The organism is Novipirellula caenicola, assembly GCF_039545035.1.
GTDB lineage: Bacteria > Planctomycetota > Planctomycetia > Pirellulales > Pirellulaceae > Novipirellula > Novipirellula caenicola.
This window is the reverse complement of the sequence record NZ_BAABRO010000009.1, coordinates 149,854-166,209: the sequence shown is the minus strand read 5'-3', so window position 1 is coordinate 166,209 and position 16,356 is coordinate 149,854. Positions and strand designations below refer to the sequence as shown.

Here is a 16,356-nt window from a genome sequence, read left to right as displayed (position 1 = left end):
TTATTTTCCTGTCATCTCATTTTCCTGTAAATCCCGACCGCGCATTCCCACGCCCGCTCGCGAGAAACCGAAGAAGACTAGGAAGGGTGCGTCCGGCAAAACGCCACCGGTTGCCGCTGGTTCTTTTTAGCGGTGCGGCGCGAGCCGCACGGTCGCAGCGAGTAAAACCGAGGATCCAAACCGGACGGCTCGCGCCGTTCCGCCACTAAAGTCGATCGCAACGGCAGTCCCTCTTACGCCGCACACCTCTTCGGGTAGTCAACGTTCGATTAGACAAAGACAGAAAGATTGGTGCGACAGAAACATTCTCTGATCGCCACGAGGGCTTTTTCATTTTCCTGTCATCACATTTTCCTGTAAATCCCGACCGAGCAAATCCCACTCGCTCACGAGCAACCGCAGACGATCAAGATCAAGAAGGGCGTGTTCGGCGAAACGCTGCCAGTTTTATTTAGCGGTGCGGCGCAAGCCGCCCGGTTGCAGCGAGAAAAAACGACGACTCCAACCGGACGGCTCGCGCCGCTTCGCTACTAAAGTCGATCGCAACGGGCGTCTCTCTTGCGTGACACATCTCTTCCGGTAGCCGACGCTCGATAAGGTATAGACAGAAAAATTGGTGCGACAGAAAGATTCTCTAATCGCGACAAGGGCTTTTTCATTTTCCTGTCATCTATTTTCCTGTAAATCCCGACCGCGCAATCCCCCTGCCCGCTCGCGAGAAACCGAAGAAGACTAGGAAGGGTGCGTCCGGCAAAACACCACCGGTTGCCGCTGGTTCTATCTAGCGGTGCGGCGCGAGCCGCCCGGTCGCAGCGAGTAAAAACGACGATTCTAACCGGACGGCTCGCGCCGTTCCGCTACTAAAGTCGATCGCAACGGCAGTCCCTCTTACGCCGCACACCTCTTCCGATAGCCGACGTTCGATTAGACAAAGACAGAAAAATTGGTGCGACAGAAAAATTGTCTGATCGCCACGAGGGCTTTTTCATTTTCCTGCCTCCCCTGAATGCGGTGCAAGCGGCAGTATCGCGTCGCCGATTACTCGATCTGACAAACGATCCGCTGATAACGAACGAGCGGCGGTGTTCCACTGTCCGTGACCTCAACGATGATGTGAACCTCTTTCCCTGATTCGTTGGGGACAATGAAGGAGGCGTTGTGCGCCGAGTCGCTGTTTTTAATGCGGACGGTCGCCTCTGCCGAATCCGCTTCGCAATACTGCCACCAGCGAACCGTTAATTCGTCGCCGTCAGGATCCGTCGCGGTTGCATCGAGCTGTACCACTTCGCGCGGCTTCACATTGCGATTCAATTTGCCATTCATTTTAACAACGGGGTGGTGATTGGCTTCATTGAACTCTTTCACGCACCAATCAGCTCGTGCGGCAAAGTCATTCTGCAGGGCGTCGATCCACCGCCATTGCGGTTTGAGGTAGGAAACCAAGGCTTCGTCACCGGAAATTTCTTTCTTCAATCGCAGGCGTCCCCACGCCGATCCCGTGTACCAGCGACCTGCAGGATACTCGTAGCCAGGCTCTGAGACGGGATCGAGCCACGTGTTTTCGCGGACTCTGACAAAACGACCTCCCCAACCGCCCCAGCCCGGGGACTCGTCGCTGCGAAGGCCGTTGGGAATGTTGTAGAAAAATGCTGGCGAGTCGCCTTCCGATCGGAAATCGCCTTCGCTCAACCCTTTGTCCTCCTTCGTATGCGCCTTGTACAGCGAACACAACGGACCGTGGCCTTCCAATAGATTGACCTTCATCCATTCGGCGGCAAGATAGCTCTGCTGCTCTTCCGGAACGTACTTCTTCCAGTGGTAAAACAACGCAACGAACTGATCGGAAATGATGGTCTGGATGCCGTACTTTCCCCAGTGCGGACGAATGTACCTTTGGTAAGTCTCATCCTGCTCCCAGATGAAATAGAAGCGGATCTTCTTCGCAACCTCCGCCATTCGATCGGGATGCTGCTGCTCGATCGTCTTTAGCGCCCGCGCGATTGTGTTCGTTCCGCCCCAAGCCTGGATCCAAACGGGACGTTCGTCCGCCGCATCCAACAAGACCTCAACGATCCGCTGGGAACCTGCCGTGACCTCGTCCATCTCCCCTTCCGCCTTTACGTTTCCAAGCAACGTTCGGGACTGAAGGAACTCAGCCGTGGGATAACGCGGGTCGTGCTTCACCAGGTTCGGATAGACTTTGGCATACGCCGCCAAATAGGGCCGCGCCCAGTCGTCTCCGGCCCAGTTGTGCCCGTGAGCATGATACTGCGAACTTGACGTGATGATTCCCTCGATATCGAACTCGTTCGCGTACAGCAGGAAGCGAACCATCGAACATTCGTCGTCGATCTCACCATCGCTCGTGACAATCACGCGTGGTTTCTCCGAAGCCATCAGCGAATCGTCTTGCCCTAGTACCATCGTGGCCACGAGCAACAGCAGTAGCGTTACGCCCAAGACGGGATGCGGATTACTGTCCATGCGACTGCTCCAACGAATTGATGTTGTTTTCCGGTTTGGTGTAGTCCACGAACTCAGTCGGATCGGTCCCGTTGAGATATTCTTCGATGTTGGTGTACCCATCGCCATCGTTGTCGGACGCGTTGTCATCGGCCTCGTTCGCATCCAATCCGTATTTCTTTTCCCACTCGTCGGGCATCCCATCCCCGTCCGAATCCTGTGGCGCCGCCGCCGACTGCAGACTCGGCCAGCCGCCTACGTCCTGCTGCGTCGTGATGATTCCGTTTTTGCCGTGCATCGCGACGCCCTTGCGGACCTCTTCGCTGATGCGGGCATCGATCGAATCACGTCTGGGCAATGAGCAGCCTGCGTGTTCAAGGACCGCCAAATAAGCATCCTGCGGCGATTGCTGATGAATGGGCATTGCTTTCCACGGCGCCGCCAGCGTTTTGAACGTCTTGCCATCCACGCCCAACGCGTTGTCATGGGTCACTTCGGGAGAACCATCGACATAGTTATCGGCCACGTGCCAACTGCCGTAGTCGTCATCGCCTCGGGACGAAGGACTTGCAATACAGTCCTTCACGTCGTTTCGCGTGGCGGGCCCCGGTTTGTAGTAGTTGGCGACCATGTTGATCGCAGAGAACTCGATCGGTGGTTTTCGCCGATCGCCTTTTTGACGTGCCTCGCCACCGTAACAACTTTGATACCCCCAGTTGAACAGCACGTTGTTTCGGTAATCGTTGTAGCCGCAACCCGATGCCCAGCGAGGATTACGGCTGTCGTTGTGGGCAAACAGGTTGTGATGATAAGTGCCGTACTGGTTGCCCCAGATACCACCAAAACGATGCGACCCGTCTTCCTTGGCGCAAGCTTCGGTGATCATGCACCACTGAATCGTGACGTTTTCGTTGTGGTACAGCGAGAACACTTCATCACTACTCCAGCTAGCCGACACATGGTCCACGATAATATTTCTGTGGTACCTTCCCCCTAACGCGTCCCCATCGTGATCCGTCCTTACTCGCAGATAGCGGATCACGACCTCATTAGCATCGATGGCGAGATTGCCTTTGATCGTGATGCCATCGCCAGACGCCGACTGGCCCGCAATCGTGATGAAATCATTTTTGATTTTGACGTCGCCGTCGATGGTTCCCGCCACCTTGAAGACGACGATCCTGGGCCCCTTGGCATCACACGCCGCCTGCAAGCTGCCCGCACCACGGGCGTCAAGATTGGTCACCGCAATCACCTGGCCGCCTCGGCCGCCAGGAGTCACCGAACCGTAACCCTCCGCGCCCGGAAATGCAGCCACCTTGGCGGGTTTGACTTCGTCGCCCGTCGCTTTGGAAAACAGCAGCCCCAGCGGTCCGCCGAGAGTCAACAGTGCGATCAAGCTTGTAAGCAGCTTCATGTCATTTCCTTTGTAGTAATGCGCTTCGCGACTTCGGCCAGTCGCACCTTGGCGTTGGCGGGGCATCGCCCCTGACTTGGATTAAGAATATCCATCGCCACACCGCAATTCTCCCTGATATTTCGGCAGTACTCACGGTATTCTAAGGTGATGAAGCAATTCGATATCAAACGCCCCGAGTTCTCGCCCTACGGTTTCACCTGTGAATCGTGGACGCCGACTCGCATGACGCGACCCGACCGGCACAACGAGATCGAATTGAACCTAATGATGGCCGGTTCGCTGACTTACCTGCTGGGCGGCCAGCGGACAACGATCGAAACGGGCCGACTCGGAATGTTTTGGGCTGCGATTCCCCATCAAATTGTCGAGTTCCAAGGGGATGCTCCTTACTTTGTCGTGACGCTGCCGCTTGGTGAATTTTTACGTGCAGGACTGAACTCAACGCTGGTGCAACGAATTTTGCAGGGAGAACTACTCACGGACATGGCTCAGGTTGGATCGGATGAACGGATGTTTCGGCGATGGGAACAGGACCTGCAAAGCAATGAACCGGTGCTGGAGCGAGCCGCTCAATTGGAAGTGCAAGCAAGACTGCTGCGATTCGCACGCGGCATGACCACGACCGCCGTGACGTCCTCAGCGATGGTGTTGTCACGTGCTGACAAACTGGCCTGTTACATCGCCCAGAATTATCAACTCCCTCTGACGTCCCAGTCGATTGCAGATGCAATCGGCCTGCACCCCAACTACGCCATGGATCTGTTTCGGAGGACATTTGGAACAACGATCACCGCATTCGTCGTCCAGCATCGCATTTCACACGCGCAGCGTCTCCTTGTTACCACTCACGATGCGATCCTCAACATCGCACTTGCATCCGGTTTCCAAAGCCTCAGCCGCTTCAACGAAGCATTCAAATCCGCTTGCCGGTGCTCACCGCGAGACTACCGCAAAGCCCACCAACCCGCCGACACAAGCCAACCGTCGCCCACGCGATGAACCGCACTTTACACCGAGCGAGATGCTCGAAGAGGTTCCGCGCCTGCAGGTAATGAAAACTGGTGGACGCCGCAATGGGTTTTCAGTACTCGGGGCGAGCATGTCGATAGTAAAACTCAGTCATCCGCGGCAACGCACGACCGTCGCGGACGGATGATGTGCTGGCCACCCCGAAGCATTGCTCTACAGTCGCAAGCGAATGTTACCTGGGTCGATGCACTGGTGCGTCTGGATCAGCGGGCGATTGGCGAGGCCAAAGCGTCGAAATGATCAGACCGGTGAAACCGGCAATTGACAGCCAACGGACTGCCCCGGTTTCAAAAACGATCGTCGCAGAGAAGACGATCACTGCGGTGAACCAGAAAACAGCCTGGTCGACTGCTGGCCATCGCCGCTTGCGAGTTGTCATTGCAATCGAATAGCCCATCCAGACAGTGGCGAAGACGAAATTGACATAAACACCCCATCCGGCGCGGATCCCGGTGACTCGCTCGGACTCGTCGGCGGTCGCCTCGATCGCCGCAGCGTGACTCCAGTCGTGAGCGAGTCCGTAGCTGGCCAAAATATGAAACGCGATCATCAAGCTTCCCAGTAGCCAAGCGTAACCGTAGACAGTATCCCGCATCCCGCCGGAGCTTTGCACGCCGCGGCCTCGAGCAAAGCTACCAACAAACCAGCCGACGAGCGCGAGCCAGACTGGCACGTAAATGAGGAAGTCGCTGATCATGGCAAGCCAACGGATCGAGCCAGGTTTTAAAAATGCCCCGCAGCGGATACCGCGTGCGATCGACACCCAAGTTACAGGAGAGGTTCCGCGAAATCAATTCTTACGGTCACATTCATCCAGGCTACAGCTCGGACGCATGTTTACACAACCGATTCTAATGGTCCTTGAGCAGAAATCGGCGGAAAACGACAAGGAAAACTCGCGGGATTTTCTTAGGCAGGACTTGGGTTTTCCAAGAGGCTGTAACTTGTGCGGTGACGGCGTCCGGAGAGGCTGCCACTCAAAACATGAATAGGGAACCCACGCCACTTTTCAAAACACGAAAAAGAGCCCGCGTACCTTTTCTTCGCCGCGTACCATTTCTTCGCCGCGTACCTTTTCTTCGCCCATTTCTTGCATCGGCAAGGGCGGGAGTCCAGCATCGCCTCGTGCATGCGATTGGTACTGCCGCAAGGTTGGTCCCTCTGGATGTTCCACTGGTTGGATGGCTGGATCACCGTTCGCCAGATCTTTCGGCGGTTGCCTTCCAAGAAAAACCGGACGCCCCCCGCACAACTCGCGATGCAAGAAAGTCTGTACTACGCATGGAAGCTTGGTGTTTCTGGGATTCTTCCCAGCATTGTGACGGGTAACAATCTGTTGCAGGCCGGCAAGAACGCCGCCCTCTTCGTGAAAAGAACTTCCGGGAAGTCGCTAAGCTCCGAGCAGGGTATTCAGCCCTTTGCTGGATTGTTGGAATCGGAACCTACGTCGGCACAATCCTGATGTTCAGTTTTTTCGATTTGGTACCACAACACAAGCGGGTCGAAAGCCATATCTATACGTTCTACTTTTGGATCGGGGGCCCCTTACTCACTGCCGTCGCTGTGGCAATGCTCTTTCTGAGACTCGTGTTCGTGCTGGCACTATGTGACCTTTATGCAGAGCATCTCAAGAGCCGAGGTGAATCTGTCACTTTGCCCGAAAATCCGCCCAAATCGGTAAGCGTTCTGGTCGCGTTCGGTTGCCTGTGTCTGCTGGTTGCCGTCGTCTACTTTCTCCGCGACGAACTAGGGATGACGGACATATTGTCAACGCCGTATGGGGAAGAATACGGAGTTGACAAGGGAATATGATTCATGCCGGATCGGCGCAAACGAAGAAAGGAGTTGACGAAGAAACTAGCCTGCAAAACGATGGCATCGATCGTGGTCTCCCAAGGCAACTTCTTCATTCGCACCGGAGACGTTTTCTTCTGTATCGGCAACCCATCGCGCTGATCATGCCGCGTTTGGGACGTAGAATACATCACATTCACCAAAACCGAATGTCGATGCCCTCCCAGAAGCCGACTCAAACCACCGAACGAAGAAAAGAGATTAGGGTTTATTGTTCGAACGCGCTCTTTCCTTTTTCTGGGGGCCCGAGTTATCATATCCTTGCACCGGCACGGAACAACCGTACGCATTCAAACGTTTCTCGGCGGAGTTGCTTTGGCTCGAGCAGAAATTCTTGACTTATGCTGTTGCACTTGAGAGCGGAGCAATGAGGCACTAACAGCAGACACCCAATGCCACTTACCTCGGCTCCAACCAGGTGTTTTTTGTGTAGTCCCACTCCGTCTAGGTCGATGCAACCAACCGCATGAGCCGATCGGCCAAAATTACGTCAGTATCCTGCACTGATCTAGTAATTGTTTCAATGTCGACACCGGTGAAGTCAAGCTCAACTAGAAATGCCCAAAATTGAGTCAGCGCAGCGTTTCTTTTCCGCATACCCTTCCTTTCCCAGGTGATTCCGTCGAGTCAAATGCCAATTGCCCGACCAAAACTGGGGTGAACGTAATTCGCAGATGCATCCTTGCTCACATAGACTCTAGATCAACGCTACAATATTCGAATTTTACCACTAAACGGTATGAACCGATGGGCTATAGGAACAAGACCTACGTGATCTTCGATGCTGACAAAGATATGTGGGCTTACAGTTACATGAAGGGCTGGAAAACCAACAAGAACGTTGATTTTGACTTTCATGATGCGCACGACCTGAATCCCTTGACCAACAGAGCGGGTGAAGAAACGGTGAAGAGTCGACTTCGAGAACGCTTCAGTAAAACGAAGCACGCGATCGTGCTGATCGGCGAATCCACGAAGAACCTTTACCGATTTGTTCGCTGGGAACTGCAGGTAGCCTTGAAGCTCGAAATCCCTTTGGTCGCGGTGAACCTAAACCACTTCCGCAAGATAGACCAAGACAGGTGCCCGCTAGTCATAAAGGACACTACCACAGTGCATGTCCCCTTTAAGCTGAAAATCATTCGTCACGCGTTAGATAACTTTCCAGCCGATTACCGCGCGAAGAAGAAAGAGGGCGAGGTGAATCTCTACTACCCTAACTCAGTCTACGAAAGTCTAGGGCTCTGAGATGCAACATGACGAATTGCCGCGTCTCTATCGAGTGGCTGATCAATGTTCCAATGAGACGCAGAAATTATTGGCTGGACTTACGATCAGCCAAGCAATATTACTCCTCGCGGGTGCCGCAGTTTCGACGATTGGGGCTTCAACGCACGTGCTGGCACTTACGGGAGGTGTACTGTTCATCGCATCCCTAGTCATTTCGGTTTATCTCGCATATGCCAACCTGGAAAAAGTCTGGTATCAAGCACGTGCGGTCGCAGAGTCGGTAAAAACCACGGCCTGGCGGTACGCGATGCGGGCTGAACCATTCACAAATGTTCCAAACGTAGAGTTGGCAAAATCCGAATATTTCAAACGTATTAAGAAAATCCACACAGAGCATCGCGGACTCTCCGAACACTTCGTCGTAGACGAAAACCATGGCCAGCAATTGACTAATCGAATGCAGCAGATTCGTCAAAGCTCGGTGTCGGAAAGGCTTTCAGCTTATCGGACGGAGAGAATCAAGAACCAGCGCGAATGGTATACCAGAAAAGCACGATTTAACAAGTTAAAAGCGAGGTTCTGGATCCTCGTATTAATTTGCACCCACGCCGCTGCTATTCTGTGCGTGATGCTACGCGTAGCATACCCGATATATCAATCCTATTACCCCGTCGATGTGTTCGCGACAGCCGCAAGCCTTGTAATCGCCTGGACTAGTTTTCGGCGGTATCGGGAACTTGCGTCTGCGTACTTCCTAGCAGCTGAAGAAATTGGATTGATTGACGAAGAATCAAACCGCATTGACGGCGAAGAGAGTCTTTCAGAGTTTGTTCAGGATGCGGAAAATGCCTTTTCTAGAGAACATACCCAATGGATAGCAAGAAAAGATCAGCCATACCAATAGAAGGGTTCCCATGAGGTCACCGCAATGATTCAGTACGTTGACAAGGTCTACGTCTCTTACGCATGGGGCGACCAAACAACCGAAGATGGGACCAAGCGGGAGAGGATTGTCGACCTGCTTTGTACTTCACTCAATCGCCTAGGCATACAAATTGGCCGAGACAAAAACAACATTAAGCCTGGTGGCTCGATTCAAGCCTTCGCGTCCGAGATCGCGCGGTCGAAACGGATCATAGCCGTCCTGAGCGAAAAGTCGCTCAAATCGAAGTACTGCATGGTCTACGAGTTGTTCCAGGCTTACCGACGATGCAACTTCGATCGTGACGAGTTTCGGGCGAAGGTGGTTGCACTCGTCTTGGACGATGCGAAGCCCTACCTTGAGAGTGATTCGGGCATCAAGTCAATAGTTGAGTTTTGGAAGGACCAATGCAAACAGCAGAGGGCAACACTCGAAGAGAAGGACCCCAAGGGATTCAGTCAAGATGAATTGAGCTGGCTTCAGGCGATGGAAGAAATGACGCAGCGACTGGCCTCAATGATCGCCGTCATCAACGATAGCGTGATGCCGCGCGGGTTCAACGCAATTTGCGATGACAACTTTTCGGACGTTCTTGCTAGATTGACTACTGAATCAAAGGAAAAAGAATCGGGGGCAACCGCAACCGCTCTGGATGCACGTGCGTCTGAATTAGCCGACTCGGTAGGGCAGTCGATCGTAGATCGGTTCATGCGTTTGACCCTTGAGATGAATGAAAAGGAAGTCAGTGAGTGTTATGAACAAGCGGCTGGGTGGATCACTTCCGGAGGAACTCACGCCTCAAAGCCCATTCGTGCATCCGTATTGCTTTGGATGTCGAAAGTCGTGCAAGACAACGAGTATTTGAGGCATCTTGGCTTGGTCGTTGCGAGAGTTCACTTAGCGGATGCCAATGAGCTGTTGCGTAATATTGAGAATCCTTACCTACAGGCCCGCTCTCTGGCGAACGCTGCTCTAATCGAACGACGTATAGGTGAGTCGTCGTCCTGCTTCGAGGCACTATCACAATGCGAACATGAGATCGCGATTGCCACACGCATTGCCTTGCTACTGGAACGAAAAGATGTATCGGCTGCAGTTGAGATCGCAGACAACCATGTGTTGAGCGAACGATGGGCGGAACAGGCTGCGATGGCTTACATCGCAGCAAAGCGAGACAACGATGCCATTGAGGCATGTCAGTTCTTAAGGAGCCCGAGGTTCGGACTGACGCGATACTACCGTTGCCTTTTCCAGTGTGCTCAAGCCTATGTTATCAGATGTCAAGGCGAGCCGGGACAAGGCCTGACACCGGCGGCAATGTCTCCCGTGCAAATCGAAGATCATCAGCAGTCCAGAGAGATACTTGAACCAATTCTCTCAAAGATTCGCTCCGCCGGGCGAATCAGCACAGGTATTGAACGTGAATCGGCCTCGCTTCGGTTTCGCATTGCGCACTTACTCGGCGAAGATTCTGTTTCTGACTGGGCCAACTTGCTGACCACCTTCCATCCTTTGCATCTTGACGTGCTCAACGCAATGCGATGGGGAGTTTTAGAAGCAAAACCTTCGCTGCTGGCTGACCTTCGCGCCGAGAACGCCAACGATGTTGCGACACTCGTTTCCTGTGTCGAGATGGATGTCTTTCGTCGTAGCGATTGGGAAGCTGGGCTCGGTGAAGTAGAAAACCTGGCCAATTCTGACGTTAATACTGAGCAAGCCGAACGAATGGCCGACATTGCCTTTCAGGTCGCGGCCTTCGGACCGGATGAACTAAAACTGAGATCAACACGGCTGATGCGATCTCTGGTGGGAGCCAAGCATCGTTGTTTTGCAATGCTGGAAGCAAAGAATGCTCTACAGCAAGAGGACTTTGTCAAGGCGGAAAAGATTGTTCGCGAGATTGTCCATGACGGCGATCCCGATTGCTTAAGTCTGTTGGCGATGGCAATGGAAGGTCAAGGCAAGTCTGAGGAGGCTCTTGAGCACCTGGACGAATTGTGTGAAGTCACTGGTCATCCCCAAGCTTTATGGCGAGCCTACCATGCCGTTGTCGCGACTGGGCAGCGTGATCGCGTTGAACCGTTGTTGCAAAGGCTTTGTCGGTTTTCGTCCGAACGAGTGCAAGCGATGGAGCTGCTTGTAAACCTATACTTTGAGCAGAACGAAGATGAATCATTACGCAAGGTCATCCCGCTGCTACGAAATCTTGCGGAAATTGCTCCATCCGAGCACCGATATCACGTCAATCACGCGCTCGCGTTGCGAGGGCTTGGAGAGCTAGACGAAGCAATAGCGGTCGCTAAGCGAACTGCATTGCAGCATCCCGACTGTTTGGAGCTTCAACTGCTGCGTTCACAGTTACTTGTTCATTGCGAGCGGGCTGGCGACGCATTTTCGGTTCTCGACTCGCAAGAGGTGAAGGAACGGTTCTGGGAAAACCGCAATTTCCTCCGAAAGTATATTGACCTTGCCTATCGCACCGGGAACGAAGTCGAGGCGCATCAAGCCTTGCTGCAATTGAGGCGAATCGAGGCGGATATTCCGGAGGATGAACGCTACGTCCAGGCTCGCTCTACGGAACAATTGATTGAATTTTTGAAAGGACAACGCGAGTTTCGCGACGACTTGGACACGCAGATTGCGAAGGGTAAGCTTCCTTGGTCAATTCCCGTCCATGTCGACCGCGTGCCAGTCACCGCCGCGATGGCCTATCGCACGCAAGACTTGATCGTTGGTGAGTCTGTTTCTTGGCGTGCTCGGTACACAACCTACGCGAGCAACGGATTCGTTGTTGGTAAACGTGACGAAATAATTGGAGCACAGTTTGTCCGCCCTATCGCGCCGAGTGAGGGCCAGACAATTGTTGGAGACTTAACCTCGCTGGTTACCTTGTTCCGGTTAGGGGTGCTTGAGGAAGCTGTGGCCTTCTTCGGCAAAGTGCTGATTCCTTCGATCTACCGCGACTATGAAGCTCGGGATGCGTCGAGGCTACAGCCTCATCAAAAGAGCCGATCCGATCAAACCAAATCACTGGTCGACAAAATCCATCGTGGAATACTGAGATCCCATACGGGCCAACTTCCGGACGATGCCACAATTGTTGACATTGATCCTGACGATAACGAAGCATTCTTACCAGGCGATGTAGTCCAGTGGTTGGTCGATGCGGGGACGCTAACTACCAAACGACGAGACCAACTCCTCAAAACATTCGACTTGCCGCGTTCTTCGAATGACGGTTTTGAAACAGCTCGGTCAACAAGACGATTGTACTTCACGGCTGAAGCCGTTCGAAGCCTCGATAGCGCGGGTGTGTTAGACGATTTGGTAGATGCAACAGATATTTGCCTGTCCGCGACGGCAGTGGATAGTTTAAAAGCGGACGAATTTGCATTTGAGCATCAAGCTTCACAACTGCGAGAAAATCGGCGATTCTGGCAAGCAATTCGAGATTTGGACGAAATCGAGTTTGCCGAAGTTGAGCTAATGGACGACGGTGAAGGCGATCGCGCCATCCATGGTGCTTTTAATTTATCACTCTCTGCAATGAAACTGGCATCCGACCGAAAACTGCCGTTGATGGTTGACGACCGAACACTCCTGTCGGCGGCGTCCAACAGTGCTGAAGGTGCGACAGATTCGGCGTTCGCGTCGTTCGATGTAATTGAACGACTGCGTCGGGATGGAAAGATTGAACAAGATGAAGCATTGTCGCATTTTCGCAAACTAATGAGATGGCGATACCGATTTCATATTCTTGATTCGGATGTCCTACTGTTTGCTATCAAGAACTACCGAAGGTCAAGCAGCGTTGTCGGGAAGCCGCTCGAAGAGATTGCTCGGTACGTTCAAGGGTGCATGCATGACCGTAGCCTACACGGTGGGAATAGCGAAACCGTACCGCCTCGCTCGATCGCTTTTGAACTATACACGAAGTGGATGCGAGTCACGGCAGACTTGGCGGTTTCAGTGATGCAAGATGAGGACTTTGCGGAAGAGGAAGTCTCCGAGATCGTCAACTGGCTTATCGCCCACCTCGCTCCAAACGTTCCGCTGACAGCACCTGCTGAACAACAGGTTTCAATGGCTAACAATGTGGGCCGACTTTTTCTAACGCACATACTCTGTCGCCTTTCCAGGGAACCGAGAGACAAACGTTCGCGTTTCTTGATTTCAGTAGTCCGTGAACAGTTCAATTTTTCGAATCTCGATTTTCACCAGACAGTATCCGATGTCGTCGAAGGCTATCGTTCGCTCGATTGCGAAGCTGAGTCAGACGACGCAAAGACTTGGCGAAATACGTTGGCGGCGATGCGGCGACTAACGGTTCGCCACGCATTGTCCGATAAAGTCACTGAAGATGGTTACACCTTGGATGCCCACAGCGTCGCACAACTCGAATCAACTGGAGCGATACGGGCGAAACTTGACCGCGTTAGCCTGTCCGACGCCGCTTCGGAGGCACTTGGGAATCCGAATAGTGACCTGCGGATGCCGGAATCACCGCAGGGTGCATTGTTCTTTCATTGTGATCGTGAAAAGAATCCACATGTTTTCCCGCTGCTTGACCTACTGACATTCCAAGACGCCGACACTCGGGCAGCCGCTATTCAGTATTTCCTTGAACCTGAGCTCGAAGCAAATGGGGTAATCGCAAAAAGAACGACGACCGTTATCAAGCAGTGCAAACGCAAATCGCTGGCCAAGACGGCGAAAACGTGGTATCCGGCGATGCTAAAAATCGAGATCGCCATGCGTCGCGATTGGCAACTTAATTTAGCTGGGTTTCGCCAAAGCCTACGAACGAAAGAGAACGATTGGATTTCGCCTTTCTGGTCTGCGTGTACTTGCCCCGATATATACCCAGCACACTCGGTTCCTCGACAGGCTTTTTTCGCCGCAACCGATCCTGATTGGATAGACAAACAGATTGAACAGTTCGCTGCACTTCCGAATGTCGAGCAATCAATCCAATTCTACATCAATCATTTCAAGCACTTGCCGCTTGAATCACCTCGCTCGCTCGCTGACTTGTTACGAATGCGAAAGCCGTCAAAACCGGAATGGCAAAGAATAATCGACGTACTGCTTCCCCTGGCGTCCGGCGTAAATTATCTGACAGCGTTTCAATGTTGCCGAGCTCTGGCCGGCATTTTAGATCACGCAACGGATTCGCAGAAAAGTCAAGTCGCGGACGCTGTTGGAAGGTTCATTGAACTGAGTCTGGCGAGTGAGATTGAGCACCCAAGTCAGAGGCATTGGATTGCCTTACAACACTTCGCAACGCACTTCGCCCGTTGGCTGATGTTCTATGGTCCGCAGCTTAGTCATAACAACACCACATCGCTTGCGTGGTGGTTGGCAGATCGCTTGGCCGAGGTTGTTGCCGAAGATATCGAGGCAAGCTCTAACCCCAAGATAATGACGGAGCGATTACTGAAACGAAACATCCACAATCTCATGCAAGATACGCACCTTGTTGCCCAGTTCAACGGTTTGGATACGGATGGATCATTTTTCCATCTCAACACGCTGCAGCCCGTTCAAGGTGGTCCGTTTCTTTTCTCGTTGCTTACAGAACGAAGCGATGACGTAAAGCGGCTACTGGATGATCTTTGCGACTCGACCGTCGAGGAAATTGTAAAGTGGGCACACATTCGTGGAGTCCGTGGACTGGCCAGCCACGAAACGGAAAACGCGTTGATGTTTCAATCATTGGAAGACAAATTGCAACATTGTATCGCTGTATGGGAAGATCAATTCGACGAGAAGCAATTGACTGAAATCAAGGGCATTCGCGACAGCCAGCAGTCCCTTGCTGACGTCTCATTCGTTGATGACCTTCTCGAACAGTTCCATACACTGGAACCAAACTTTCATGCCTATTGGTTTGCTCAACTTAGGCACGAATGTTGGCGAAAGACGCTTGCGCCAGATCAATTCTTGAAGTACTTTTCCAATCAGCAGTCACGGCAACTATTTGCACGATCGCTGGACAATGACAGTATGGATTCACTGTTGACACTGTTGTTCCAATTGTCAAACTATGCAGATACCAACTACGTCGAGCAATTACCATACTTACTTCTCAATTTACTGGACGACGTGACTAAGGATGAGCAGAAGCAATTTATCGTCCATGCAATCATTCGCGTTTCTGTAGGCACCCAAGCCTTTTCTGCAGTCGAGCATTTATTGAAGCGACGAAGCGATCCTCAAATTGAAGCCCAGTTGGAATTGGAAGCGAATTACACCGACTACATCCGCTTTACCGCTCCGGACTGGGCATGGTCTCTAATTCGACCTCTACATCAGATGCTACGTTGGAGTCAGTGAACGACACTCATTCGATTCACACGTAGAGTACGCAGGTAAGTTCAATTCAACTCCCCCACATATTTGACCCCCAATAGTTATTGCGGCCTAATATCTCGGTCTAAAGGAATTGGAGGATCACTCCGAAAGAGTTGTGTTCGGGCTGTTACGAATCCCTGGCATGCTCAGGCGGCCGACACCGGACGCTCAAGGCAGCACATTTTACACCGCGAGAGTCACCACACCGGTGATACGTTTCTCGACGGATATTGCATTTAGACGAACAAGGATCCACGCCATATGCAGTTGCAATGGAGCGTCCAAGGTCGTTCAAAGCCATCTGCCTTGGCCCTAACTCGGTGATTTTTGTGGCGGTGCGACGGATGCAGATCGGTCTGATTCAAACGTCTGCATCTTTGCAACCGGATGAGGTCCGACAATGCTAGACTGACGACGGAAATGATGTTGAGAAAACGCCGCTGGCGATTGGTGTGCCATGCATTGGGGAAACCCGATTTGGCGATCATTTGTTCTTGCTGCAAATCTTGTGCGCTGGAGGGAGGTTTAGCAACCTCCACTACGGAAGCGGGGTGTCGAACGACGAAGGGAGGTTTGGCAACGTCTATCGCGATGTGGCAGTGGCGGACGAGGCAGGTACTGGAGGGAGGTTTAGCAACCTCCACTACGGGAAGGCGGTGCCGGCCTCCGGCCTGGGTTCAATATTGATTCAGGTCTCTCGTTGAGCGGTTTGGGGGCTCTCGGCGTGATTCGAAAGTATTGCGTGACGACTCGCTATACGGACGGCGTCAACGACGGTGAGACGCTTTTTCTCAGTTGCGGATACCGCACCAGCAATGCAAGGCTGCAACTTCTATTGCAGAGACAAAAAATAGAGTCCGCGTACCTATCCTTCTTTCCGTACCTTCCCTCCTTTCATACGATTGACGGATCGTTTCAAGGTTGCTTCGCTCTGGTGCAGTCGTTGTTTAGCTCATCAAAGAGACCCGCTCCATTGGCCCGCTTGGGGTCACCTGGTCGGTTTCGTGACTGCGTTACTTGCGGGATCTGCAGGGACTACGTGCTCGGAACTGTGTTTCCTGAGATAGGTATGGTATGCAACACT

The 16,356-nt window shown here is 52.7% G+C and carries 9 protein-coding genes; 6 read left to right on the top strand and 3 right to left on the bottom strand.

What is annotated here, in order from left to right; all coding sequences use genetic code 11:
* Positions 1-1,038 precede the first annotated feature (1,038 nt).
* Positions 1,039-2,484, bottom strand: a complete 1,446-nt coding sequence (locus tag ABEA92_RS17870) for a DUF1593 domain-containing protein (protein WP_345685207.1) — start codon at positions 2,482-2,484, stop codon at positions 1,039-1,041.
* Entirely contained in the window at positions 2,474-3,880 is a 1,407-nt protein-coding gene (locus ABEA92_RS17865; protein ID WP_345685206.1) for a pectate lyase family protein, read from the bottom strand. Before ABEA92_RS17865 ends, ABEA92_RS17870 begins: the two co-directional genes overlap by 11 nt.
* A 150-nt stretch (positions 3,881-4,030) precedes the next feature.
* Between ABEA92_RS17865 and ABEA92_RS17860 the strand changes: the two genes are divergently transcribed.
* Complete coding sequence (locus ABEA92_RS17860; protein ID WP_345685205.1) at positions 4,031-4,882, top strand: helix-turn-helix domain-containing protein; 852 nt, start codon at positions 4,031-4,033, stop codon at positions 4,880-4,882.
* A gap of 202 nt (positions 4,883-5,084) precedes the next feature.
* Here the strand turns inward: ABEA92_RS17860 and ABEA92_RS17855 are convergent, their stop codons facing one another.
* Complete coding sequence (locus ABEA92_RS17855; RefSeq protein ID WP_345685204.1) at positions 5,085-5,675, bottom strand: hypothetical protein; 591 nt, start codon at positions 5,673-5,675, stop codon at positions 5,085-5,087.
* Between the two features lie 402 nt (positions 5,676-6,077).
* Between ABEA92_RS17855 and ABEA92_RS17850 the strand changes: the two genes are divergently transcribed.
* The 5 genes from ABEA92_RS17850 (at position 6,078) to ABEA92_RS17830 (ending at position 15,254) form a co-directional block, all read left to right on the top strand.
* Positions 6,078-6,374 (top strand): hypothetical protein, encoded by a 297-nt coding sequence (locus ABEA92_RS17850; protein WP_345685203.1) that lies wholly within the window; start codon positions 6,078-6,080, stop codon positions 6,372-6,374.
* Complete coding sequence (locus ABEA92_RS17845) at positions 6,374-6,724, top strand: hypothetical protein (RefSeq protein ID WP_345685202.1); 351 nt, start codon at positions 6,374-6,376, stop codon at positions 6,722-6,724. Before ABEA92_RS17850 ends, ABEA92_RS17845 begins: the two co-directional genes overlap by 1 nt.
* 789 nt (positions 6,725-7,513) lie before the next feature.
* A complete protein-coding gene (locus tag ABEA92_RS17840) occupies positions 7,514-8,014 on the top strand; it encodes a TIR domain-containing protein (protein ID WP_345685201.1) in 501 nt (166 codons plus the stop codon).
* 1 nt (position 8,015) lies between these two features.
* Entirely contained in the window at positions 8,016-8,900 is an 885-nt protein-coding gene (locus tag ABEA92_RS17835; RefSeq protein WP_345685200.1) for a DUF4231 domain-containing protein, read from the top strand.
* Positions 8,901-8,924: 24 nt separating this feature from the next.
* Positions 8,925-15,254, top strand: a complete 6,330-nt coding sequence (locus ABEA92_RS17830) for a TIR domain-containing protein (protein ID WP_345685199.1) — start codon at positions 8,925-8,927, stop codon at positions 15,252-15,254.
* The last annotated feature ends 1,102 nt before the right edge of the window (positions 15,255-16,356 follow it).